This is a genomic window from Coleofasciculus sp. D1-CHI-01 (genome assembly GCF_040218875.1).
Classification (GTDB): domain Bacteria; phylum Cyanobacteriota; class Cyanobacteriia; order Cyanobacteriales; family Coleofasciculaceae; genus Coleofasciculus.
The window spans coordinates 20,480-43,911 of sequence record NZ_JAVJQP010000032.1 but is presented as its reverse complement, the minus strand read 5'-3'; the positions used below and the strand labels follow the sequence as shown (position 1 = coordinate 43,911).

The 23,432-nt window shown below is 46.6% G+C and carries 20 protein-coding genes and 1 pseudogene; 11 read left to right on the top strand and 10 right to left on the bottom strand.

The genetic code is table 11. The features are described from left to right. Positions 1-132: 132 nt before the first annotated feature. Positions 133-5,121, top strand: a complete 4,989-nt coding sequence (locus RIB93_RS06710; RefSeq protein ID WP_446371490.1) for a beta strand repeat-containing protein — start codon at positions 133-135, stop codon at positions 5,119-5,121. Positions 5,122-5,238: 117 nt separating this feature from the next. Here the strand turns inward: RIB93_RS06710 and RIB93_RS06705 are convergent, their stop codons facing one another. Then, positions 5,239-5,508: a hypothetical protein gene (locus tag RIB93_RS06705; RefSeq protein WP_446371488.1), complete on the bottom strand. Its 270-nt coding sequence runs from the start codon at positions 5,506-5,508 to the stop codon at positions 5,239-5,241. Positions 5,509-5,735: 227 nt separating this feature from the next. Here RIB93_RS06705 and RIB93_RS06700 point away from each other — a divergent pair, with 227 nt between their 5' ends. The 3 genes from RIB93_RS06700 to RIB93_RS06690 all read left to right on the top strand — a co-directional run bounded on the left by RIB93_RS06700 (position 5,736) and on the right by RIB93_RS06690 (position 6,670). Beyond that, a complete protein-coding gene (locus RIB93_RS06700; RefSeq protein WP_446371486.1) occupies positions 5,736-5,942 on the top strand; it encodes a hypothetical protein in 207 nt (68 codons plus the stop codon). A 194-nt stretch (positions 5,943-6,136) separates the two neighbouring features. Beyond that, positions 6,137-6,424 carry an RNA recognition motif domain-containing protein gene (locus RIB93_RS06695; RefSeq protein WP_006104844.1) on the top strand — a complete coding sequence of 96 codons (288 nt, stop codon included), beginning with the start codon at positions 6,137-6,139 and terminating at the stop codon, positions 6,422-6,424. A 72-nt stretch (positions 6,425-6,496) separates the two neighbouring features. After that, the gene (locus RIB93_RS06690) at positions 6,497-6,670 is read left to right on the top strand and encodes a hypothetical protein (RefSeq protein WP_006104830.1); all 174 of its coding nucleotides are present in this window, start codon (positions 6,497-6,499) and stop codon (positions 6,668-6,670) included. Positions 6,671-6,801: 131 nt separating this feature from the next. On the opposite strand, the gene petA is transcribed toward RIB93_RS06690, so the two are convergent. Beyond that, complete coding sequence (gene petA, locus RIB93_RS06685) at positions 6,802-7,791, bottom strand: cytochrome f (protein ID WP_446371484.1); 990 nt, start codon at positions 7,789-7,791, stop codon at positions 6,802-6,804. 76 nt (positions 7,792-7,867) lie between these two features. Next, positions 7,868-8,410 carry a cytochrome b6-f complex iron-sulfur subunit gene (gene petC / locus RIB93_RS06680; RefSeq protein WP_446371482.1) on the bottom strand — a complete coding sequence of 181 codons (543 nt, stop codon included), beginning with the start codon at positions 8,408-8,410 and terminating at the stop codon, positions 7,868-7,870. 239 nt (positions 8,411-8,649) lie between these two features. Between petC and RIB93_RS06675 the strand changes: the two genes are divergently transcribed. Beyond that, complete coding sequence (locus RIB93_RS06675; RefSeq protein WP_446371480.1) at positions 8,650-8,967, top strand: DUF3067 family protein; 318 nt, start codon at positions 8,650-8,652, stop codon at positions 8,965-8,967. 64 nt (positions 8,968-9,031) lie between these two features. Here the strand turns inward: RIB93_RS06675 and ureA are convergent, their stop codons facing one another. The 6 genes from ureA to RIB93_RS06645 all read right to left on the bottom strand — a co-directional run bounded on the left by ureA (position 9,032) and on the right by RIB93_RS06645 (position 13,898). Beyond that, complete coding sequence (gene ureA, locus RIB93_RS06670; protein WP_446371478.1) at positions 9,032-9,337, bottom strand: urease subunit gamma; 306 nt, start codon at positions 9,335-9,337, stop codon at positions 9,032-9,034. A 165-nt stretch (positions 9,338-9,502) separates the two neighbouring features. After that, on the bottom strand, positions 9,503-10,513 hold the full coding sequence (locus RIB93_RS06665; protein ID WP_446371476.1) for an AI-2E family transporter: 1,011 nt from the start codon (positions 10,511-10,513) through the stop codon (positions 9,503-9,505). Positions 10,514-10,630: 117 nt separating this feature from the next. Further along, complete coding sequence (locus tag RIB93_RS06660; RefSeq protein ID WP_446371474.1) at positions 10,631-11,473, bottom strand: urease accessory protein UreD; 843 nt, start codon at positions 11,471-11,473, stop codon at positions 10,631-10,633. Positions 11,474-11,485: 12 nt separating this feature from the next. Beyond that, complete coding sequence (locus RIB93_RS06655) at positions 11,486-12,298, bottom strand: ion transporter (RefSeq protein WP_446371472.1); 813 nt, start codon at positions 12,296-12,298, stop codon at positions 11,486-11,488. Between the two features lie 166 nt (positions 12,299-12,464). Then, on the bottom strand, positions 12,465-12,587 hold the full coding sequence (locus RIB93_RS06650) for a hypothetical protein (protein WP_446371470.1): 123 nt from the start codon (positions 12,585-12,587) through the stop codon (positions 12,465-12,467). Positions 12,588-12,623: 36 nt separating this feature from the next. Further along, on the bottom strand, positions 12,624-13,898 hold the full coding sequence (locus tag RIB93_RS06645; protein ID WP_446371468.1) for an RNA-guided endonuclease InsQ/TnpB family protein: 1,275 nt from the start codon (positions 13,896-13,898) through the stop codon (positions 12,624-12,626). A 620-nt stretch (positions 13,899-14,518) separates the two neighbouring features. On the opposite strand from RIB93_RS06645, the pseudogene RIB93_RS06640 reads away from it, so the two are divergent. The 5 genes and pseudogenes from RIB93_RS06640 to RIB93_RS06620 all read left to right on the top strand — a co-directional run. Beyond that, a pseudogene (locus RIB93_RS06640) lies at positions 14,519-14,671 on the top strand (Uma2 family endonuclease); the annotation flags it as partial. Between the two features lie 73 nt (positions 14,672-14,744). Then, complete coding sequence (ppk2, locus tag RIB93_RS06635; protein WP_446371466.1) at positions 14,745-15,608, top strand: polyphosphate kinase 2; 864 nt, start codon at positions 14,745-14,747, stop codon at positions 15,606-15,608. Between the two features lie 310 nt (positions 15,609-15,918). Next, positions 15,919-17,256 carry an adenylosuccinate synthase gene (locus RIB93_RS06630; protein ID WP_446371464.1) on the top strand — a complete coding sequence of 446 codons (1,338 nt, stop codon included), beginning with the start codon at positions 15,919-15,921 and terminating at the stop codon, positions 17,254-17,256. A gap of 83 nt (positions 17,257-17,339) precedes the next feature. Beyond that, a complete protein-coding gene (locus RIB93_RS06625; protein WP_446371462.1) occupies positions 17,340-17,978 on the top strand; it encodes a 50S ribosomal protein L25/general stress protein Ctc in 639 nt (212 codons plus the stop codon). Positions 17,979-18,081: 103 nt separating this feature from the next. Then, a complete protein-coding gene (locus tag RIB93_RS06620; protein WP_446371460.1) occupies positions 18,082-19,626 on the top strand; it encodes a bifunctional aminoglycoside phosphotransferase/ATP-binding protein in 1,545 nt (514 codons plus the stop codon). Positions 19,627-19,729: 103 nt separating this feature from the next. Here RIB93_RS06620 and RIB93_RS06615 read toward each other — a convergent pair whose 3' ends face one another. Continuing rightward, positions 19,730-19,897 (bottom strand): metallothionein, encoded by a 168-nt coding sequence (locus tag RIB93_RS06615; RefSeq protein WP_446344169.1) that lies wholly within the window; start codon positions 19,895-19,897, stop codon positions 19,730-19,732. A gap of 215 nt (positions 19,898-20,112) precedes the next feature. Between RIB93_RS06615 and carB the strand changes: the two genes are divergently transcribed. Further along, positions 20,113-23,367, top strand: coding sequence for a carbamoyl-phosphate synthase large subunit (gene carB / locus RIB93_RS06610; RefSeq protein WP_446371458.1), 3,255 nt, complete (start codon positions 20,113-20,115; stop codon positions 23,365-23,367). The last annotated feature ends 65 nt before the right edge of the window (positions 23,368-23,432 follow it).

Here is a 23,432-nt window from a genome sequence, read left to right as displayed (position 1 = left end):
GCTTCCCGCTTAATTCAGCAAGTCCCTAAGATGAGTCCCCCATTCCTCTACCTTCTCCATTGCCCTTGTTCTTTTCGATTCTTGGAGTATTATTAGAGTTGGGGATTTGCCAGAAGCAGGGGGCTAGGATTGATGGGCATCATCACGTTTCTCAAACAGGGGCGATCGCTGACCTTCCCGTTAGTCTGGCTAACCCTTTTCAATCCGGCGGTTCAGGCTCAGTTAATTCCCGATAATACCTTAGGCACAGAAGCCTCTATCGTTACTCCTCAAGAGGCGCGAGACTTAATTGAAGGTGGGGCAAAGCGTGGGAGTAACTTGTTCCATAGTTTTAGTGAGTTTAACGTTAGTTTCGACCAACAGGTTTACTTTGCCAATCCGGAGGGCATCGCGAATATCCTCACGCGAGTTACAGGTGATCACCGATCAAATATCTTCGGCACTTTAGGTGTTGATGGCAATGCCAACCTTTTTTTACTCAATCCCAATGGCATTCTTTTTGGTGTCGATGCCCAATTAGATGTAGGGGGTTCATTTGTGGCGAGTACCGCTGATGGGATTAAGTTGGGAAACGATGGTGTGTTTCGGGCGAAAAATCCCCAAGATAGTCAACTGTTGGCAATTCAACCAGGTGTTTTATTTTTAGACGCCCTGCGCCAACAGCAAGCCGAGATTCGGAATCAGGGGAATTTAAGTGTCGGTGCAGGGGAAACCTTGACGCTAGCTGGGGATAGGGTGATTAGTACAGGTTCATTGACGGCTCCTGGCGGTACGATTCAGGTATTCGGGGAGGAGGTTCAGTTATTAGAAACTGCCAAAATTGATGTGTCTGCGTCCACAGGTGGCGGTAGTGTAGCAATGGGTACCGGGGAACAAGTGACTATTGCTTCAGGGGTGCAAATTCACGCTGATTCCCTAAATCAGGGGGATGGCGGTAGCGTCATTATTCGGGCAAATGGAACCACACAATTTGAGGGAACCATTACCGCCCGTGGTGCGAGTGGTAATCCTCAATCTAATGGGGGTTTTGTAGACGTATCTGGCGGATCTTTAGACTTTACAGGAAGCGTGGATACAACCGCGCCCTTGGGAAACGTGGGAACTTTGTTACTTGACCCCAAAACTATTTGGATTCAAGATGATGGCATCGACTCCGCCGATGGACAAACCTTTGAAACGAATCCTACAGAAGTATCGATTATTAACGGTGATACTCTTGTTTCAGCTCTTGCTACTAACTCGGTGACGTTACAAGCAAATAATGATATTGCCGTTAACCAGAGTATGTTTAGTTTCTCAGATAATAGTCTGAATTTACAGGCGGGACGTTCAATTACTATTAATCAGCTAATTTCTCTGAATGGTGGAAACTTTACTGCCAAAATTAATGACGAAAATGCTATAGCGGCTCAACGGGATGCTGGAGTTGCCCAGTTTTTAATGAATCCTGGTTCTATTCTGGTTACGAATGGGGGAAGCATCGAGATTACCTCTGGAACCTTTGCCGATACCAGTCAAATTAACACCGCTAATGGTATCATCAGCAGCGCTGATGCTGTGAGTAATAGCGGTAGCAGTGGCGAGATTAACCTTTTTTCCCTGGGAAATGTCACCACCGGGATTCTGAATACTGGACGAGATCTGACTGGGACTGTGGTGGCGAACAATGGTGGTAATATTACCGTTAAGAGTGAAAATGGGGCGATCGCGACTACGGATTTTGTGACCAGCGATGGGATTAATCAAGCCGGTAATGTTGTACTGGAGGCTAACGGTGATTTGAGTGTTAATGAAAATGTCACCTCAACCTCTACTGAAGGTATAGGTGGAACTATTACCCTGAGTAGTGAAAATGGTGCGATCGCGACTTCTGCTTTTCTGATCAGCGATAGTCTAAATCAAGGCGGAGATATCTTTGTTGATGCGAGCGGGAATCTTGATATTAATGGGAATATCAGTTCTAGGGGAGAAGTCGGTGGAAACATTAGCCTCAATAGTGAAAATGGAGGGATCACCACGACGGCGTCTCTGGTGAGCGAGGGTATCAATCAAGCGGGAACGATTTCTCTTGATGCTGCTGGAGATCTAACCACGATGGCAAATATTATTGCCAATTCCGAGAATCAAGCTGGAGATATCTCACTCAATGCGATCGGGGATCTGAGTGTTAACCGGAATATTAACGCAATGGGAGAAATCGGTGGGAACATTACCCTCAACAGTGAAAATGGAGGGATCACCACTACAGCAGCTCTGGTTAGCAATAGTCTAAATCAAGGGGGAGATATCTCGGTTGAGGCTCATGAGAATCTGAATATTAACCAAAATATCGCTTCAAGGGGAGAAATCGGTGGGAACATTACCCTCAAAAGTGAAAATGGAGCAATTACCACTACGGCGTCTCTGAGCAGTGGGGGTATCAATCAAGCCGGAAGGATCTCTGTCAATGCTGCTGGAGATCTAACGACGATGGGAAATATTAATGCCAATTCCCAGAATCAAGCTGGAGATATCTCACTCAATGCCACAGGGGATCTTACCATTGACCTTAACCGTAGCTTTGAGGAAACCATCGCATCGGATGGCAATTTTGCCGGACAAATCACGCTTAACAGTGGTGGACTGTTTTGGTTTAGAGGAAATACTATCACCAACAGTAGTACAAGTCCTGGCGTGTCCAAAGGAATTACGATTACCGCTCAATCTATCCTTGTTGAAGATGCGTCTATTTTTTCCTTTGCTTTCAATGAAGCTCAAGGAGGAATGGTACAGATTAATGCTGCTGATGACATAGTGATTCGGAATAGTAATATTGGGACGGAGGCTGCTCCTGTTCCGGGTAGTGCTCAAATGAGTAGTGCTGACGCGGGGGATATCAACCTAAATACCCGTCGGTTAACCATTATCCAAGACCCTGAGACAACATTTCCATTCGGCGTGGGGGTTGGTTCTACTACCAATCTAAGCAATAGTGGTAATGCCGGAAATGTCACGATTAACGCCACGGAGTCCATTGAAATTATTGGCAATCAACCGGGTCCGTTTACTATTAAGCCGAGTGAATTGGCTCAAGTTCCCTTACAAGGAGATACGGGAATCTCCACATCAGCGTCGGGTCGTGGGAACTCTGGCAATTTAATAATTAATACTGGGCGATTATCCATTCGCGACAGTGGCGGAATTACTACCTTTGTCAACCAGGGTGAAGGGGGAGATTTAACCGTCAATGCGACAGATATCTTTTTACAAGGAGAGGGAGGTATTGGTACAGGAACCTTGGGTAAAGATGCTGGGGATTTAACCCTGACGGCAGAGAACGTCACTCTAACAGATGGAGCTTTGATTAGCACATCTACGGGGCGTGATGGCGATGCTGGAGACTTAACCTTAGAGGTGCGTAACTTGAGCATTCGCAATGGTGCTGGCGTTCTGGGAAACGCTGGAGCAGACGGCAATGGGGGACAATTGACGATTAAAAATGCTGAGTTCATTGAAGTGATTGGTAGGTCGGTGGATGGCAGTTTTCCCAGTTCCATTGCCACGGATTTATTTTCACCGAATGAATCAGGAAATGCTGGCGATATAGATATTACGAGCAAAGACTTGCTTGTCCAACAAGGGGGTGAGATTACATCAGCAACCCAGGGTTTCGGAGAAGGGGGAAATATTCGACTGAATCTAGAGAATCTGCAACTGAATAACGGTCGAATTAATGCCTCGACATCGCGTTTTGGAAATGGTGGAAATATTCGGATTCGCGCTTCAGACTCCGTTGAAGTCACAGGAGCAGGATTTGAGGCGTTGCAAGAGCAATTTGTGCGTCCGGCGTTTACCGATACACTCACCCTAGATAATTTTAGTCAGGGAATTGTTACCGTTACGGATGGAGAAGGATCAGCCGGAAATGTCTTGATTGAAACCCCAACTTTTATCGCCCGTGATGGTGGACTAATGGCTACCACGACGCTGAGTCAAGGTAGGGGAGGAGATATTCAGATTGATGCCACAAATCGGATCGAGTTAGACAATTCGCTGTTAGGTGCAGGAACCTTTGATCAGGCGGAATCAGGCAATGTTACCCTCACTTCTCCTCAACTTGTCGCACGAGGAGGGGCGCAGGTTTTAACCACTACTTTCGATTCCGGGCAAGCGGGGGATTTATTCGTGAATGTGTCGGAGTCGATTGAACTATCTGACCCCAATAATCAAGGCACTCTCCTAGGTACGGGTTTATTTGCCTCCTCAACTCAAGCTGCATCTGGTGATGGGGGAGATATCAATATTAATAGTCCCACAAGTGAATTAAATATTCGCGATCGCGCGGCGGTATCAGTGAGTGCTACAGGGACAGGCAATGCTGGCGATATCAATATTGATGTCCGCTCTATTTTCTTAGATCAAGGGTCAATTACAGCAACGAGTTTATCAGGGGAAGGAGGGAATATCAACCTCAAGGTAGCTGAGACGTTTATCTTGCGAAATAATAGTCAACTGTCCACCCGTGCTGGAACGGAATCCAGTGGCGGTGGCAATGGGGGAGATCTGATAGTGGATGCTAATTTTATTGTGGGAGTGCTTTCAGAAAATAGTGACATTATCGCCAATGCTTTTGAAGGAAATGGCGGCAATATTACGATTACTACTCAAACTATTTTAGGGTTACAACTGAGCGAAAAATTAACCCCCAACAGTGATATTATTGCCAGTTCAAAATTAGGAATTGATGGTCGAATTGTGATTAATACGCCGAATATTGACCCCTCAAGAGGGTTAATTGAACTGCCCTCAACCTTCTCTGATCCGTCTGGGCAAATCATTTCCGGCTGTCCAGCAGATACAGGCGATCGCTTTGTGGTCACCGGACGCGGTGGAATTCCCCATTCTCCCAGTCAATACTTCTCTGGACGGGCAATTTGGGAAGATACGCGACGGTTATCGAGCCAAATTTCTCCATCCTCAACTCCTACTAATTCTCAGCGTACTCAACCTGATTCTCAACCTTTAATTGAAGCCCAAGGTTGGGTTGTTGACAAGGATGGCACAGTGATACTTACCGCTGAACCGTATCGGGGAAAACAAGTGCATATTGCCATGGATTTTCGCACTTGTGGAAGTCAATAATATCAGATGTTGGGTTAAAACCAGAGTGTTTCTAAAAAGATATAGCGCTACGCGCCAGGGAATAGGCAATAGGCAACACCTCGACTTCGCTCGGTGTTGAAAACTATGGCGAGAGAATCACCGAAAATGTACCCTTGCTCCCCCTGCTCCCCCTGCTCCCCCTGCTCCCCCTGCTTCCCCTGCTTCCTCTGCTCCCCCTGCTCCCCCTGCTCTCCCTGCTCCCCCTGCTTCCCCTGCTCCCCCTGCTCCCCCTGCTCCCCCTGCTCCCTCTGCTTCCCCTGCTCCCCCTGCTCCCCCTGCTCCCCCTGCTCCCCCTTTCCCCCCACGTTTCGATAGGAATACCCAGTAGTGCGCCCGGAATACCCCACACCCAACCCCAGAATACAATCGACAATAGCGCCACAAAGGGTGAAAGCTTCATCGCATCCTGGAACATCTGCTGCAAACGGTCAAGGTATTGGGGTGCTTTAGGTTCCACAATTTCCGCACTCAGTAGCAGTGCGCCGATGGCTAAGCCGACAACGCCAGCCAGAACCAGCATGACAATGACCAAACTCAGCCAATGGGGGACATGACGGTTGAGCCAACGTTGCAGGGGATGGACTAACACCGCGATGAAAAAGGCAAACGTTAAGGGGATGGTAATCGCACTGGTTGCTTTAAGCGCCGCGATCGCGCTTGATAGTAGCGATGATCGTCAGCAGGATTTGAATCGTTTTTGCCGATACGCGCATAGATCAGGTCTTGATCGGTCTATCTATTGTCTGCGATCGATGCCTTCCCCTGTCATCTACCTCAAGACTTGGCTTGAAAATGCTTAGGCTGCATGTCTGTCAGGGGAATGATCAGCAATATCCCCTAACAGGGCAGGAATTCGTTACAATGTCTATTGAGACTCAAAGCGGTGACTACGTTTGTTTTCAGTATTCATAGGTTTTTCCCCTAAAGTATTGACAGGCTGTTCTCCGAAATCTTGGCTCTCGACACACTTTTTGATTGGGGAGAACATCAATCGATGTCAATTTATGTAGGCAATCTCGACTACTCCGTTACCTCTGAAGACCTTAGCGAAGTCTTTGCCGAGTACGGTACTGTCAAGCGAGTTCATCTGCCGACTGATCGCGAAACAGGTCGTCTGCGGGGGTTTGGCTTCGTGGAAATGGGGACGGAAGACGAAGAAGCCTCAGCAATTTCTGAGCTAAACGGCGCTGAATGGATGGGTCGTGAACTCAAGGTCAATCAAGCGCGACCTCGTGAAGATCGTCCAAAAAGCGGTGGTGGTCGCCGAAACAACCGCTTCTAGGTTTTGAGTTGACTGTGGCGCTTATGTGTGAATCTACAGAAGCGTTTTGTTGTATTGATGGAGACATCTAAAATGGCTAAACGCCGCAATTTGAAAAAAGAGAAAGCCTCTCGCAACCAAGCTTATGCTCGGCAGTTTCGCAAGAAGTCTTCTTCTTCTTCTTTCTCAAGAAACAAGCGCTATTTTGGTAATCGTGATACCAAAAACGAAAATGAAAATGAAGGTGAAGAAAAAGAGGCTGAGTAGTAATCACTCGCGACTCTTGTCTTGGGTGAAAGCAATCTCATAAAGCTCCGATAGTATCGATAAGGGACAGGTTAACTAACCTGTCCCTTATTTATTTGAAATGAGTTGGCTCAAATGAATAAACGCTGGACTTAGAAATTCATTTCAGCCGCTTGTACTTTCTCAATCTGCTTTTTCTTCAAGACAAGGAAGAGTTGAGAAAACATAATCGCAACAATGAAGACCATTAGCCACTTAATCCGAGCCGGGTCTTGTAAGACAATTTCGCCGTCTACTTGACCAAATCCACCGACATTAGGATCAGTGGTTAAAGCGTCACCTGCGGCGACTTCTTGCCCTTCGGAAACCACTAATTCGGGTCCTGCAGGAATGGTATTTACAACTGTGTCACCCTCAGAGGTTTGAATGGTAACGTCGTAGCCGCCTTCTTCTAACTTGGTAATTTGAGAAATTAAACCGGCTTTTGCGGAATTGTAGACCGTGTTGTTACTTTTATTCCCAGCCGGATAAACCTGACCACGACCTCGGTTAGCGCCAACGTGAACCGAGTATTTGCCAAAATGGACATCTTTTTCCGTTTTTGGATTCGGAGAAAGAACCGGGAACACAATTTCTTGATACTGTTCACCCGGTAGGGGACCAATAATCACTACATTGTCTTGGTCTGCGCTATAGGGCTGGAAGTAAAGTCCGCCAACTTCTTCCTGTAATTCTTCAGGAATGCGGTCTTCGGGAGCAATTTTAAAGCCCTCTGGTAACATGACCACAGCGCCGACATTGAGACCGCCTTGGGAACCGTCTCCTAAGACCTGTTGAGTGTCAAGGTCATAGGGGATTTTTACCACGGCTTCAAAGACGGTATCTGGTTTAACCGATTGGGGAAGTTCCACTTCCGTGGGTTTCGCTGCGAGGTGACAGTTAGCACAAACAATCCGTCCGGTGGCTTCACGGGGAGTTTCCGGGGCGGTTTGCTGCGCCCAGAACGGATAAGCCGCCGCCGACTGGGGAAGGGAAATATCACTAATGAAGAAAAATGCCGCTGTTGCCAAAGTCAGCAAGAGGGCTTGGGTAATAATCCGCTTACTGCTTTTGTACATCACCGATAAAGAAGGTGTTCTCATCGCTTAAGGAAAAAATTCACAATTCAAAAATGGGCTGTGTCATTTGCCCCTAACGAAGGACAAATGACGAAAACAATTAAGTCCACCAAGGATCGTTATCCGTGCGGAAATCGGTTTCCGTCCACTGGGAAAATGTCAGGTTATCGTCTTCGGTGACATCGGCGTGAACCAAGGCTAAAGACAATGGAGCCGGTCCGCGTACCACTTTGCCCTGACTATTGTACTGAGAACCATGACAAGGGCAGACGAATTTGTTCTCACTGGCATTCCAGGGAACCACACATCCCAGGTGAGTGCAGATCGCGTTGATCCCGTAGTCCGCGATCGCTTTGTCTTCGGTCACGACTACATAAGTGGGATCACCTTTGAGTCCTTGAGCCAAGGTGCGATCGCCTGGGTTATGGCTGCTTAAAAATTCGCTAACCTGGATATCATTGCCCAAAGCATCCTTAGCGGTGACACCACCGCCAGCACTACCACTTGATGGGGGAATAAAGTACTTGACGATTGGATAGAGGGCACCGACGAAAGTACCCGTAATCGTACCAAACGTCAAGAGGTTCATAAATTGACGACGCCCCATATCGGGGACATCTGGGGAGCCAGACACTTGAGCCATAACTGAACGCCTAAGGGTATATTTTTTTTAACAACTCTGGGATGATTCCCAGCATTTTCTTTACCCCGCTCCTTTTATGAAGAGGGATTCAACCGCGAGCAGGGTTGCCACAATCCTTATGTAAGTAAGGATTTACGGCTTAAGCTATGAGTATTATTACATTCTTTGTACCCTTCTCATAAAGTAAAGAAACTTTATCTTCGTAAAAAAATGTAAACAATCAGCCAGGTAAGGGATCTATGACAGCACAAGAGTTGCACCAAATCCTGCTCAGCAAGTGGGGACGCTCTTATGACATCCAGCTTCGGCGGACTCAGGGAAAAATTTTTGTTCAGGTGATGTGGAAGTACCTAGAGCAGAAGTCGTTTCCCCTGTCTGAAGCCGAGTATCTAGAGCGTCTGGACGCCATTGCCCATTATCTTAATGGTTGGGGTGCGGTTTCCCAAGTGCAAGAATACATCCAGCAAACTCGTGAGCGTCCCCGGTTGGGTAAAGCCGTGAGCATTCCAATTGAGATGGGGGAACGGGCGTCGGAATGGATGTTGGATGATTTTTAGGGGGTTGGATGATTTGTCGGGGTTTGGTGACCCAATCATTTGTCGGGGTTTGGTGACCAAACCCCTACGAGCGGATGGGATTATGAACCGTGACCAGTTTTGTCCCATCCGGAAACGTGGCTTCAACCTGGACTTCCTGCACCATCTCTGGTATGCCTTCCATGACATCATCCCGTGTCAGGAGAGTAGTTCCATCACTCATTAACTCCGCCACCGTGCGTCCCTCTCTCGCCCCTTCTAAAATAGCCGCCGAAATATACGCGACGGCTTCGGGATAATTCAGTTTGAGTCCGCGTGCTTTGCGTCGTTCCGCTAATAGGGCGGCGGTGAACACCAGTAATTTATCTTTTTCCTGGGGTGAGAGTTGCATAATGACTTATCTACCTTGATCTTGATCTTGGTGCTATAGCAAAAGGCATAACGCAGAAGGCTCCAGGGCATAAGCCAGGAAGCTTCCGGGCAGATGGCTACACTTGTTTATAGTATCTTCTTTTTCACCTATTTTTAACTGATAGGTATTTGAAGCCAAGCTGCACTAATCTTTTCCCTTCATTTCATTGATTTCAAACAAACTGATCATAACTCCAGCCAGAGGAATTGCCAGAAAAACTCCCAGAAGTCCGGCAACTCTCGCACCTACTAATAAAGCAAAGAACATGACAACTGGATTCATATCAAGTGAGCCTTGCATAATTCGAGGCATCAGTAAATTCTCTTCGACTTGTTGTAAAGTCACACAAATTGCTAAAACAGTGATACTTAGCAAGATTCCTTGAGGTAACACAATTAAGGCGACAATGGTAATCCCTAAGGTTGCGCCAATTGCCGGAATCAGATCAAACACTCCCGCGATCGCGGCTAAAACTAAGGCATAGGGAATTCTAAACAGTACAAAAATAACAAAGGCAGAAATGCCAAAAAAAGCTGATAGTAGAAGTCGTCCCCAAAAAAATCCTAAAAAGTTGCGTTGAATAGCAAGGCTTAGCTTATTTTGGAGGGGAGGGGGAAATCGTTGAAGAATGAAAGACCAAAGCCTTCCTCTATCTAGCAACATAAAAAATGCGACAACAGCAATCAATATGAGATTGGCGAACTGGGTTAATAATTCGGATAATATTGCTAAAATAATGGTAATTCCTGCAAGGATTTGATTGCGTAAAAATGCTCCAATGGCTTCGAGGTCAATTTGGAGATTCCATCTATCCAGAAACCTCTCAATTTTTTCTCCTATAAATACAACTTGATCAATAATCCCCGGTAATTCATTAATTAATTGTTGACCTTGAGATAAAAGTGCAAACCCTATTGTAACCGTAAAAATAAAAACTATAATAATGAGAATTAAAAATACCACAACAACGGCAACAGCATGTGGGACAAAATGCTGCAACCATCTCACTGGATAGGTGAGCAGAAAGGCTAATACTGCGGCTAATGCAAAAATAACTACAACGGCTTCAAAATAAACAATGACTTTGAAAAAAAATACTCCTAAAATAATTAAAAGTAAATATCGAATTAATTCACGGTTAGTTAAATTAATCATAAAACTTCAAAATATTATCTTCCCCACCTTCCCCACCTTCCTCACCTTCCCCATCTTCATTCAGTCAGATGCCGTGAAAAGTAAGTTTAAGACAGGGTATAGCTTTCAGCGTTTTGGCTAAACTAGCCAAACTCGTGGTTGGGAAACATTCCGTCCCAAATAAGTAAGGCGCAGACATTGCCAAACTTGGGTAAACCAGTTTCGCACTTCTGTGGTTGATGAACCGCGATAACGGCATAATAATCCTTGTGCCTGAGTTTGGGTAACTCCCGCTTCTCCTTGGCGCTGATCGGCTGTCCACAGGCTTCTGGCATTGTCTATTATCTCCGATGATACAGGTTGTCCCATCCAGATCAGGGTTCCGACAATTGGCTGTCCGGCTAATCCATGGGGACTATCGAGTACCGCTTCTCCTCCCGGTAACCACTGACGATCAATCCACAATGGGTGTCCTTGCTGCCAGATTTCGGTATGCGATCGCCAATCTCCTTGTAAGAACCGTTCCTTCCTAGCAGTACGCCCAAATCGGGTAATCTCCCAGGCTAACCAACTGGCACCCGGAGCTAATTCTACCGTCATCTGCTGCTGATAAATGGCACCATTAAATACAATTGTTTGCTGCGGTAACCATTCCAAACAAGCCCCCGCTTCAACGTGGATATGAATCTGTTGTTTGGCTCTTTGCCCATTGCTGCGATAGATTTTACTCGCCGCCGCCGTGGTAATCAAGGCTTGGGCATCTGCTTGTAGGTCGATGGTTTGAGACAAGCGATCGCCGCCGACAATACCCCCGGCTGTATGTAAAACTACCGTATGACAAACCCTTTGTCCTTCGGGGTAAAACGGGCGCTGCACCTTCAGAGGAGAAGTTATGCGATCGCGCACTAAGCGAGTTTTGCCCTGATCATTGGCATAAACTAACGCTAAACTGCCTTGCCATTCTGTTTTGGTATTAGACATTCAGATTGGGGATCAATGAATTGGTTTTCCACAATGAGGACAAAATTTTGAGGTTCGCTTACGTTTGAGCGGGTGTCTCACTTGAAGTTCTTCCGAGAATCCAGACGCCAATATACCAGCAGGTAAAGCAAATAGCCCAATTCCCAGCACCGCTAACATCGCGCCCACTAATTTCCCGATCAGCGTGACTGGATATACATCACCGTAGCCCACGGTGGTTAAGGTAATCACACCCCACCACATGGACATGGGGATATTCGGGAACGCTTCCGCCTGCGCTTCATGCTCGGCAAAATAAATTAGACTAGAGGCGCAAAATAGTAAAATGAACAAAACAAAAAAGGTTATAATTAATTCTTCTTTTTTTGAATGAATAACTCGCCCTAATGTTCTTAATGAAGCCGAATAACGGCTCAATTTTAAAATTCTAAAAAATCGGAATAATCGTAAAGACCTTAAAAATCGCAAATCGGGGAATAGGAGCGGCAGATAAAACGGCAAAATCGCTATTAAATCGATGAGCATTAAAGGGGTGAACATGAATCTTAACCGTCCCCTGATCGAATGCTTATAGTCCAGATTTACTGTACATATCCAAAGTCTTAAGATATATTCAACACTAAATACGGCAATTGAAAAATCCTCAAAAATAATAAAGTATCGTTTATACTGATACCCAATTGGATCAACTGTTTCCAAGGTAAAAGCCATCAAGTTTAGGGCAATTAATGTCCAAATAAATAGGTCAACTATTTGGCTAGCAGTATCTCTAATATCCGTCCGCTCTAAGATTTGATGAATTCGCAGCTTAAGTCTGTTTATCATGGCGTCTTTTGCTGAGAGATGATGGATAAAAGACTAATGATTCATTGAATATAGGAATTATGAATTATAAATTATGCAATTTCATGTCCTATTTCTTGTTCTTTAACCTAGCTGACCGGGATAAAATAGAGTACGACCAATAACATAAGACATAAGACAAAATTTTTCAAAGTTGATGGAATGGTTCCCAATCTAGAACATCTTCTAACAACGCTCGGTAACCCATCACATTAGGATGAAGTCCATCGGGAGACAGTTGCTTTGTCCACCAAGGTGTTCCTCGATTCATCCAGACATCAAAAATATCCAGTTGACACTCCCCGGTCTAAAGACGCGGGGATTCTTCCGTCACAGGGAGGCAGAGTTTTACATCTTCCAGGATGGAACCTTTACCCTCAGAAAGCTTAACTACCGTGTGTCCCACGGCTTTTAATCCTCTTAATTCTACGACTTGAGCGGCTGCTACATCCCGGTCGCATTCATACCCACAATACTGGCATTTGTGTACCCGTTGGGATAGTTTCTTCCTGCCTGTCTCTTTTAAGCATTTGGGACAGGTCTGACTCGTTCCTGCTGCTGGTACTTTCTGGAAGTACACCCCACGCTTGAAACAACATTGGGAAAGGATGTCTAGAAACTGACCCCAGCCTGCATCTAAACAGCTTTTGGAGAGCATCCCACGCGCTAATCCCTTCAGATTTAACTGTTCGGCAAATATCATGTCCGCCCAATCACAAAGGTTATGGGCTAGCTCCCAGTGGTAGTTTTTGCGGGTGTTTGCTATCCGTTCATGTAGTCGGCTTACTTTGGCTTGTGCCTTAGCGCGATTGTTTGACCCGAACCGTTTATTAGACACCTTCTTTTGCAGCGATTTCAGCTTGCTTTCTAGACGTTTAAACGGTCTGGGATTGGGAAACGTTTGCCCATTAGACACGGCGGCAAAGTGCATTAAGCCTACATCTATTCCTAATGATGTACCAGTCGGACTAATTTCAGGCGATGCCCTGAGCGAAGTCGAAGGGAGCTTGTCGAAGGGAACATCTACTTTCCATTGCAGGGTGAGTTGTACATACCAACCGGATGCCCGTTTCACAATTCGTGCCTGCTTGATGGCTGCATCTTCAGGTATCGGGCGGGATTTCTTGAATTTAACTAACCCGATTTTAGGTAATTTGACCTGATTCCCTTGAATGGGTTCTTTCCCCATTGACGGAAACACAAACGAGCGCATCCGTCCAGCTTTCCTGTACCGTGGGAAGCCTCTCCCATTCCTCCACATCCCCTCAAATGCTAGTTGTAACCGCTTGAGGGTTTTTTGTAGCACTTGTGAGTGTACCTGCTTGAGTGCAGGGATATTCTTTTTCGCTTGGGTGAGATTCTCACACTGACTGTTATACGTTGGTGCAGGTTGATTCGCTGGGATAATGTATTCACTTTTAATCGAGCAAGCGTTCACCGGACATTTACGACTATTAACCCAATGTTTACGCTCACAAAGGGCATAGTTATAGACCTTCCTGCATTGTTCTAACCATTCCTCAAAGGTGGCTATCTGTGCGTTAGTCGGTTTTAACTTAAACTCGTAAACTAAAGTAAACACTTGCTCGACCTCCTGCAATGTTTGCTGGTATTGTACTACATTATTGGTTGAATGTTGTCAGGATGAAATAGACTCGCGAATAAATTCGCTTGGCTAGACGCTTCGCGGCAATTGAGCGTTCGACTGAGCGCTCACGCCGAAGTCTTGTCGAAATTCGGTTTCATCCCCAGTTTTAGGGGATGTCCGGGATTTCGGTGAGAGGGATGAAGGCGAGGAGCAACGATGGTTTGCATAGACAGTTGTAGTTCGTCAGGTGTTTGTTAACAAATCGATACATTTGCAGGAATTGATACAATGTTACCTTATCGGAGGCTCACGTCATACTCGCTAGATTTTCTGTGTTAGCCAAGCCGGACGTTAGCCAAAGCCCAGTTAAGATGAATGGCACTGAAAAGCGTGTTAAGGGGATTGCCGAAACCCTTGATATCCCGTAGGGTGGGCTGTGCCACGCCAGCTTATGCGTCAGTACCATTCCAGTTAAGATAACGAGGATGGTTTCCTCAAGTGGGGAAATCATCCTTGAGAAACCTTTCTCCCCACAGACCATGATTCAAGCCTTACCTAAACCTGTAACATTCGATGAATTTATTGCTTGGTATCCAGAGAAGTCAGAACACCATATTGGCAACCCCAAACGACCGACATTTAGTGTTTATCAAGTCATTGACGGTGAATACCAGGTGACTCAGTTTAGGGGAGATGACCGCGTTGTTTCCCCCACATTCCCTGATCTGAATTTGACGGTTCAACAGGTTTTTCAGGCTGGGGAGTAATTTTTGATACAAAAAAAAATTGGATAGCGGTTTTTTATTTGCTTAGCTAGAGTAGCTAGAGCTATCTTAAATAATGTCCAACAAGTTAACTAACGGCAAAGTGACAGATCAAACAAATTCCCTGGTCAAAGAAAAAGTGAAAACTGACAAAGGCAAATCCAAGAAATTGAAGAAGAAAGTTTACAAACGGGAATTGCGTCGGCTACAGGTTGAGTTAGTCAAATTACAGGAATGGATTAAACAAAAGGGATTAAAAGTCGTCGTCGTTTTTGAAGGGCGGGATGCAGCCGGAAAAGGTGGCGTGATCAAGCGGATTACAGAATGCTTGAATCCCCGTGTGTGTAAAGTTGTGGCGCTGGGTACACCCACGGAGCGAGAGAAAACTCAATGGTATTTTCAACGCTATGTGCCATATCTGCCAGCCGCCGGGGAGATGATCCTGTTTGACCGCAGTTGGTACAATCGAGCGGGTGTGGAACGAGTGATGGGGTTTTGCACGGATGAGGAGTATCAGGAGTTTCTGCGATCATGTCCAGAATTTGAAGGCATGATTCAGCGATCGGGCATTATTCTGATCAAGTATTGGTTTTCCGTGAGTGACGACGAGCAAGAACGCCGTTTTCGTCAACGCATGGAAGATCCCACCAAGCGCTGGAAACTTAGTCCAATGGATTTAGAGTCTCGCGCTCGCTGGGTGGAGTATTCTAAAGCCAAGGATGAAATGTTTGCGGCGACGGATATTAAGCAATCACCTTGGTATGTGGTGGAAGCCGATGAGAAAAAACGCGCCCGTCTCAATTGCATTTCTCACCTGTTAAGTCTGATTCCTTATAAGGATTTAACACCAGACCCAATTGAGTTACCCCCCCGACAGTCGGAATTAGAGTATCACCGTCCGCCCATGTCTACTCAAACGTTTGTCCCAGAGATTTTCTAGGATTTCGGTGTAGCGTGTGGGGGTGCTGGGGGAGATGAGGGAGATGGGGAAGATGAGGGAGATGGGGACAGGGACAGTCTGGGTAGAAACGTACCATGGTGTATCTGTGTGTAGGGGCGGGTTTAGGGACTAATAGGGACTAATATTGATGGTTTTCCTTAGCTTGGCTGCAAAACCCGCCCTGACCATAAGACGAATGACCAATGACCAATGACGAATGACAAAATCGATTGACAAAATCGATTGACAGCGATCGCACCTGCTGCACATAATGGTGATTTGTGTAAACTTTAGCGCGTATAATAAACCCTTGGCTAACGTTGTTGTAATCGGTGCCCAATGGGGCGATGAAGGAAAAGGTAAAGTCACCGACTTACTAAGCAAGTCCGCAGATGTCGTCGTCCGTTACCAGGGGGGGGTCAATGCGGGACATACCGTTGTGGTTCAGGGTCAAACCTTTAAGCTGCACCTGATTCCCTCTGGGATTTTATATCCAGAAACAGAATGTATTATCGGCTCGGGGACAGTAATTGACCCCCAAGTTCTGATTGGTGAACTCGACCAACTCGAACAGTTAGGCATTTCTACCCAAAAGCTGCTAATTTCCGAAACTGCCCACGTCACCATGCCTTACCATAGGTTAATTGACCAGGCATCGGAAGAGCGACGGGGAAACCATAAAATTGGCACCACAGGTCGGGGAATTGGTCCGACTTACGCGGATAAATCAGAGCGCATCGGTATTCGGGTTGTCGATTTGATGGACTCGGATATCCTGCGAAAACAGCTTAATTGGACAATTAATTATAAAAATGCTGTTATAGAAAAACTCTATAATTTACCGCCCCTCGACCCGGCTACCGTGATCGAGCAGTATCTCGCTTATGCTGAACGATTACGTCCTCATGTTGTTGACTGTTCGCTCAAAATTTATGATGCGATTCAACAACGACACAATATCTTATTTGAAGGGGCGCAAGGGACGTTACTTGACCTAGACCATGGAACCTATCCCTACGTCACCTCCTCCAACCCAGTAGCAGGTGGTGCTTGTGTGGGTGCAGGGGTAGGACCGACGATGATTGATCGGGTTATTGGTGTCGCTAAAGCCTATACAACCCGTGTCGGTGAGGGACCATTTCCGACAGAACTCCATGGCGAACAGGGACAACTATTGTGCGATCGCGGCGCGGAATTTGGCACAACAACCGGACGTCGCCGTCGCTGCGGTTGGTTTGATGCAGTCATTGGGCGCTATGCGGTTCGCATCAATGGGATGGATTGTCTGGCAATCACCAAGCTTGATGTTCTTGATACCCTAGAAGAACTAAAGGTTTGTGTCGCCTACGAAATCAACGGTCAACGCTGTGAGGATTTCCCCAGCAATGCACGTCGGTTTGCTCAGTGTAAACCCCTCTATAAAACTCTACCCGGTTGGCAACAATCCACCGTTCACTGTCGGAAATTGGAAGATTTACCCAAGCAGGCGCTGGCTTATCTAAAATTCCTGGCAGAACTGATGGAAGTTCCGATCGCACTCGTGTCTTTAGGTGCTAGCCGTGACCAGACTATCATCGTAGAAGATCCCATCCATGGACCTAAACGAGCATTACTCGACGCTAATGGTATCCCGGTAACATCGAGATAAGTTGTCTTATGTCTTATGTCATACCATAAGACGAATGATTGACAAGAATCGCCAACACCAATCCTTGAACCAAAAGATTAGCTATGGAAGTTAAAGTTGAATGTCACAAGCGAGCCGAGGGAAGTAAGCCCAAATCCTTACGTAGAGAGGGTTTAATCCCAGCAACACTCTATGGTCATAAGGGGGCTGAATCCGTCGCACTCACGGTTGAAGCTAAAGCCGCAGAAACCTTACTCAAGCAGGCTGATATTAATCATACCGCTGTTCAGGTCAACATTCCTGACCTGTCTTGGAAGGGAAAAGCACTGCTGCGAGAAGTGCAAACTCATCCCTGGAAGCCAATCCTCTATCACCTGAGTTTTTTCTCAGTGGCAAGTCAGGATACTATCCAAATCTCCTTACCTGTAAATTTGGTGGGAACAGCGTTTGGCGTGAAGCAAGGCGGCATTTTAGAACATGTGATGACGGAACTTCAAGTTGAATGCGCTCCGGATAATATTCCAGAAGCCATTGAGGTTGATATCTCCAACTTGGATATCGGTGCCAGCGTGCATGTTAATGAAATTCTATTGCCAGCAGGCGCTACCGCGATGGATGATCCCCAACGAACCGTTGTTAATATCCTGGGTGCGCCCACTATGCCAGCTGAACCCTCTGAAGAATCTGAGGTGGATGAAGCAATGTCCTTGTTAGCGAACGGAGAAGAAGAAGAAGAAATTTAACGTTAGAGACATCGTTTTTTGAGCCAGGGAACACTAGATTATCCCTGGCTTTTTTATTATTCATCACTGGTTATAAGAGTTATTTTTGTGTAGATTAAACGATATGTCACAAAGCCCTATTTCGGATCTAATTCATCAAATGAAGCAACCGGAGTTTTATCCTCATCCGGTTCAAACACCGATTGATTTGATTCAGACTCATGTGTCTTACGTATTTCTAACCGGGGATTATGCCTATAAAGTCAAGAAAGCGGTGAACTTTAGCTTTTTAGATTTTTCCACATTGGAGAAACGAGAGCATTTCTGTTGGCAAGAGTTGCAGATGAATAAACCCCAAGCACCGGAGATTTATCTGGATGTCTTGCCGATTAGTCAAAAGGGCGATCGCTTGATTCTAGGGGATGACTCTCAGGCTGTAGAGTATGCCTTGAAAATGCGCCAATTCCCCCAGGATGCCTTGTTTAGCACGCGCTTCGAGCAAGGCAAATTGACGGCAACGGATATGGAGAACCTGGGACGAGTCGTGGCTCAATTCCATGCTCAAAGCCAAACCAATGACTATATCCGCAGTTTCGGTACACCTGCCAAAATTCGTGAGGCGTTTGACGAAAATTATCAGCAAACGGAAAACTATATTGGTAGGGCGCAAACCCAAGAGCAATTTCAAGAAACGAAACAATTTAGCGATCGCTTTTTTGCCCAACGAGAGGCATTATTAGAAAAGCGCCTGGAAAATAACCGGATTCGGGAATGTCACGGGGATTTACACCTGAGAAATATTTGCCTGTGGCAGGATAAGATTCAACTGTTTGATCGGATTGAATTTAATGAACCGTTCCGCTTTGTGGATGTAATGTATGATATCGCCTTTGTGGTGATGGATTTGGATGCACGGGGGGCTAAGGAGTTGGGGAATGTGTTTCTGAATATCTATTTGGAGCAAACTGGAGATTGGCAAGGGTTACAGGTATTGCCTTTGTACTTATGTCGTCAAGCTTATGTGCGGGCGAAAGTCACCTCCTTTTTATTGGATGATTCAGCGGTTCCGGAGGAGACGAAGCAAGACGCCGCAAACACAGCAGCCGATTATTATCGATTGGCTTGGGACTACACGAAAACGAATTCCGGACAAGTCGTGATTATGTCAGGCTTATCGGGTTCGGGGAAAAGTACAGTAGCGCGACAATTGGCGCATCAGTCGGGAGCGATTCACCTGCGTTCTGATGCAGTACGGAAACATTTAGCGGGTATTCCGTTGGATCAAAAAGGATCTGATCAACTTTATACTCCCAAGATGAACCAGAAAACTTACGATCGCCTGTCAGAATTGGGCATCATGCTAGCACAGCAAGGCTTTCCGGTGATTCTTGATGCTAAGTACGATCGACAGGCATTTCGAGGGGATGCGATCGCCAAAGCACAGGCACATCAGTTACCTTTACGAATTCTACACTGCAGTGCCCCCCTTGAAGTCCTACGCGATCGCCTCTCATCCCGCACTGGAGATGTATCTGACGCAACTACTGATTTACTCAGTCGCCAACAAGCCACGGCTGAACCCTTCACCGAGGCGGAACAATCCCTAGTCACGACAGTGGACACAACTCAAAATTGGCAATCTCAAATAGAAAAAATGACCCTGACTTAAGGTCAAAGAAGAGACAAGAACCACTCCAGACACAGCGATTCTTCTGTACCTAGAGTAGTTTCTATCTGTCCATAAGATCGGCAATCCCTGAAAATGCACCCGATTAAGCGTGACATTCACAACCAGAATGCCCACAGCCAACTCCGTTGGGATGACCGTTAGCGCAAGCGTCGCTACAGTAATATTTGCCGTCTTTTTGCACGGCTGAATCGGTACTCACCATGCACGCGCAGGAATCACAGGCACATTGCGTTTGAGTGGCAGTTGTCATTTTCTCTCCCCTATAGAGTTTGATTCAATATCTGAAGAAGTCTTCAGATATTGTTCTTAGCATAACATCTGAATGGTCATTCAGATATTAAATTTCCCTTAAGTTGGTTTTGAAACCTGATCCGACGCGATGCGATCGATACTGCCGCGACGAATTTCCCTCAAACCATATAAAATAAACAGGATTCAAGAATAGTCACGCAATCACCGACACTTATGCCTCGCCGCGACGATCTTCACAAAATCCTGATCTTGGGTTCTGGTCCCATTGTTATTGGACAAGCCTGTGAGTTTGATTACTCTGGCACTCAGGCTTGTAAAGCCCTCCAGCAAGAAGGTTATGAAGTGATATTGGTTAACTCCAATCCAGCCACAATCATGACCGACCCAGAAACCGCTGACCGTACCTACATTGAACCCCTGACTCCGGAAATTGTGGAGAAGGTGATTGCCAATGAACGACCAGACGCCCTATTACCGACGATGGGGGGTCAAACAGCCCTGAATATTGCCGTAACTCTGGCGAAAAACGGCGTTCTTGACAAATACGGCGTTGATCTCATTGGTGCTAAACTCGACGCCATCGAAATGGCAGAAGACCGCCAGCTTTTCAAAGAAGCGATGGGGCGCATTGGTATCGGAGTCTGTCCTTCAGGAATTGCCAGTAACTTAGATGAAGCCAAAGCTCTTGCCCAACGCATTGGCACTTACCCCCTGATTATTCGTCCAGCTTATACATTAGGCGGAACAGGGGGCGGTATCGCCTATAACCAGGAAGAATACGAAGAAATGGCACAAGCCGGGTTAGACGCCTCTCCCGTGTCTCAAATCTTAGTCGAACAGTCGCTGCTGGGATGGAAAGAATATGAGTTAGAAGTAATGCGGGATCTCGCCGATAACGTGGTGATTATCTGCTCAATCGAAAACCTTGACCCCATGGGCGTCCACACCGGAGACTCGATTACCGTAGCCCCCGCCCAAACCCTCACCGATAAGGAATATCAGCGACTCCGAGATTACTCGATTCAAATTATCCGGGAGATTGGCGTGGAAACGGGTGGCTCAAATATTCAGTTTGCCATCAATCCAGTTTCCGGGGACGTGATTGTCATTGAAATGAACCCCCGTGTCTCCCGAAGTTCTGCCCTCGCCTCAAAAGCGACAGGGTTTCCCATTGCTAAATTTGCGGCAAAGTTAGCGGTGGGATATACCTTGGATGAAATTCCCAACGACATTACTCAGAAAACCCCCGCCTCCTTTGAACCCACGATCGATTATGTAGTCACCAAAATTCCCCGGTTTACCTTTGAGAAATTCCCCAACGCCCAACCCGTACTCACCACCCAGATGAAGTCGGTGGGGGAAGCCATGGCAATTGGACGCACGTTCCAAGAATCCTGCCAAAAAGCCCTGCGTTCTCTGGAAATCGGACGCTACGGGTGGGGATGCGATCGCGCGGAGAAACTGCCCTCCCTGGAACAAGTCCGGTCTGGTTTACGGACACCCAACCCCGACCGCATTTTTACCATACGTCACGCTTTACAATTAGGGATGACCGTCGAAGAAATTTATGAACTGACCAGTATTGATCCTTGGTTTCTAGATAAGTTTGCCGATTTACTCGAAACTGAAAAATTCATCAAGCGTACTCCCTTAAAAAGCTTGACAAAAGAGAATCTTTGGGATATTAAGCGTCAAGGCTATAGCGATCGCCAAATTGCCTTCGCCACCAAAACAACCGAGGATGAGGTGCGGACGTATCGCAAACAACTGGGGGTTGTCGCTGTTTACAAAGTCGTGGATACCTGCGCCGCCGAATTTGAGGCATTGACCCCCTATTACTATTCCACCTACGAAGAAGAAACTGAAGTCATCCCCTCCGATAAGCGCAAGGTGATGATTCTCGGTGGTGGACCCAACCGGATTGGACAGGGGATTGAGTTTGACTACTGCTGCTGTCATGCGGCTTATTCCCTTGCCAAAGAAGGGTTTGAGACGATTATGGTCAACTCCAACCCGGAAACCGTTTCCACGGACTACGACACCAGCGATCGCCTTTACTTTGAACCTCTGACCAAAGAAGATGTTCTCAATATCATTGAAACTGAGAAGCCAGAAGGGATTATTATTCAGTTTGGTGGTCAAACCCCACTAAAACTCGCAGTTCCCCTCCAGGAATTTTTAAACAATCCCGAAATTCCCACCTCCGTTCCCACCAAAATATGGGGTACCTCTCCCGACTCCATTGATATAGCCGAAGATCGGGAACGCTTTGAGAAAATCCTGCGCCAACTGGATATCAAACAGCCCCCCAATGGCATCGCCCGCAGTTATGAGGAGGCGTTAAACATCGCTAAGCGCATCGGCTACCCGGTGGTGGTGCGTCCCTCCTACGTCCTCGGTGGACGGGCAATGGAAATTGTCTATTCTGACCTAGAGTTGGAACGGTATATGACCTTTGCGGTACAAGTTGAACCGGAACACCCGATTCTGATTGATAAGTTCTTAGAAAACGCCATTGAAGTCGATGTGGATGCGATCGCGGATCATACGGGTCGGGTGGTGATTGGTGGGATTATGGAGCATATCGAACAAGCTGGGATTCACTCTGGCGACTCGGCTTGTTCGGTTCCGTTTATTTCCCTGAGTCCCACAGCAATGGAAACGATTCGCACCAGTACCCATCAATTAGCCACAAAGTTGAAAGTCATCGGCTTGATGAATATCCAGTTTGCGGTGCAAGGGGAAACCGTTTACATCCTGGAAGCTAACCCCAGGGCGTCGCGTACCGTTCCCTATGTCTCCAAAGCTACCGGTGTCCCGCTAGCGGCTTTGGCGTCCCGGATCATGGCAGGAGAAACCCTAGAAGACCTGGGTTTAACCCGCGAACCGATACTCCAGCACATTGCCGTAAAAGAAGCTGTCCTGCCCTTTGATAAATTCCCTGGCACCGATGTCATCCTGGGACCAGAAATGCGGTCTACTGGTGAAGTGATGGGGATTGATACGGACTTTGGTAAGGCATTTGCCAAGGCAGAATTAGCCGCTGGTCAGCGTTTACCCCTTTCGGGTACTGTTTTTGTCTCCACCAATAACCGGGATAAAGCCAATGTTGTCCCGGTGGTGCGAGACTTGATGGACTTGGGCTTTACTGTCATTGCCACGGAAGGGACACGCAAAGCCCTTAAGGATCAGGGCTTGGAGGTTGATTTAATCCTGAAACTGCATCAAGGGCGTCCCCATGTCTTGGATGCGATTAAAAATAAGCAGATTCAGTTGATTATTAATACCCCAACCGGAGAAGATGCCCAAGCCGATGGTCGGTTAATTCGGCGCACTGCACTGGCATACAAAATCCCACTTGTTACCACGATTGCTGGTGCAAAGGCAACAGCCGGGGCAATTCGTTCATTGAAGTCTGAGCCTTTAGATGTGAAAGCGTTGCAAGACTACATTTACGAGACTCAGTAAGCAGTGATCGGCATCAACAATGTCTGGTGACCAATGAACCGTTATCGGGCGTTGCAGATCACAAA

Bases quoted from the DNA above. Each gene is read 5' to 3' on its own strand.
- RIB93_RS06710 (WP_446371490.1), top strand. From the start codon at position 133: ATGGGCATCATCACGTTTCTCAAACAGGGGCGATCGCTGACCTTCCCG.
- RIB93_RS06700 (WP_446371486.1), top strand. From the start codon at position 5,736: ATGAAAAAGGCAAACGTTAAGGGGATGGTAATCGCACTGGTTGCTTTA.
- RIB93_RS06695 (WP_006104844.1), top strand. From the start codon at position 6,137: ATGTCAATTTATGTAGGCAATCTCGACTACTCCGTTACCTCTGAAGAC.
- RIB93_RS06690 (WP_006104830.1), top strand. From the start codon at position 6,497: ATGGCTAAACGCCGCAATTTGAAAAAAGAGAAAGCCTCTCGCAACCAA.
- petA (WP_446371484.1), bottom strand. From the start codon at position 7,791: ATGAGAACACCTTCTTTATCGGTGATGTACAAAAGCAGTAAGCGGATT.
- petC (WP_446371482.1), bottom strand. From the start codon at position 8,410: ATGGCTCAAGTGTCTGGCTCCCCAGATGTCCCCGATATGGGGCGTCGT.
- RIB93_RS06675 (WP_446371480.1), top strand. From the start codon at position 8,650: ATGACAGCACAAGAGTTGCACCAAATCCTGCTCAGCAAGTGGGGACGC.
- ureA (WP_446371478.1), bottom strand. From the start codon at position 9,337: ATGCAACTCTCACCCCAGGAAAAAGATAAATTACTGGTGTTCACCGCC.
- RIB93_RS06665 (WP_446371476.1), bottom strand. From the start codon at position 10,513: ATGATTAATTTAACTAACCGTGAATTAATTCGATATTTACTTTTAATT.
- RIB93_RS06660 (WP_446371474.1), bottom strand. From the start codon at position 11,473: ATGTCTAATACCAAAACAGAATGGCAAGGCAGTTTAGCGTTAGTTTAT.
- RIB93_RS06655 (WP_446371472.1), bottom strand. From the start codon at position 12,298: ATGATAAACAGACTTAAGCTGCGAATTCATCAAATCTTAGAGCGGACG.
- RIB93_RS06650 (WP_446371470.1), bottom strand. From the start codon at position 12,587: ATGAATCGAGGAACACCTTGGTGGACAAAGCAACTGTCTCCCGATGGA.
- ppk2 (WP_446371466.1), top strand. From the start codon at position 14,745: ATGTCCAACAAGTTAACTAACGGCAAAGTGACAGATCAAACAAATTCC.
- RIB93_RS06625 (WP_446371462.1), top strand. From the start codon at position 17,340: ATGGAAGTTAAAGTTGAATGTCACAAGCGAGCCGAGGGAAGTAAGCCC.
- RIB93_RS06620 (WP_446371460.1), top strand. From the start codon at position 18,082: ATGTCACAAAGCCCTATTTCGGATCTAATTCATCAAATGAAGCAACCG.
- RIB93_RS06615 (WP_446344169.1), bottom strand. From the start codon at position 19,897: ATGACAACTGCCACTCAAACGCAATGTGCCTGTGATTCCTGCGCGTGC.
- carB (WP_446371458.1), top strand. From the start codon at position 20,113: ATGCCTCGCCGCGACGATCTTCACAAAATCCTGATCTTGGGTTCTGGT.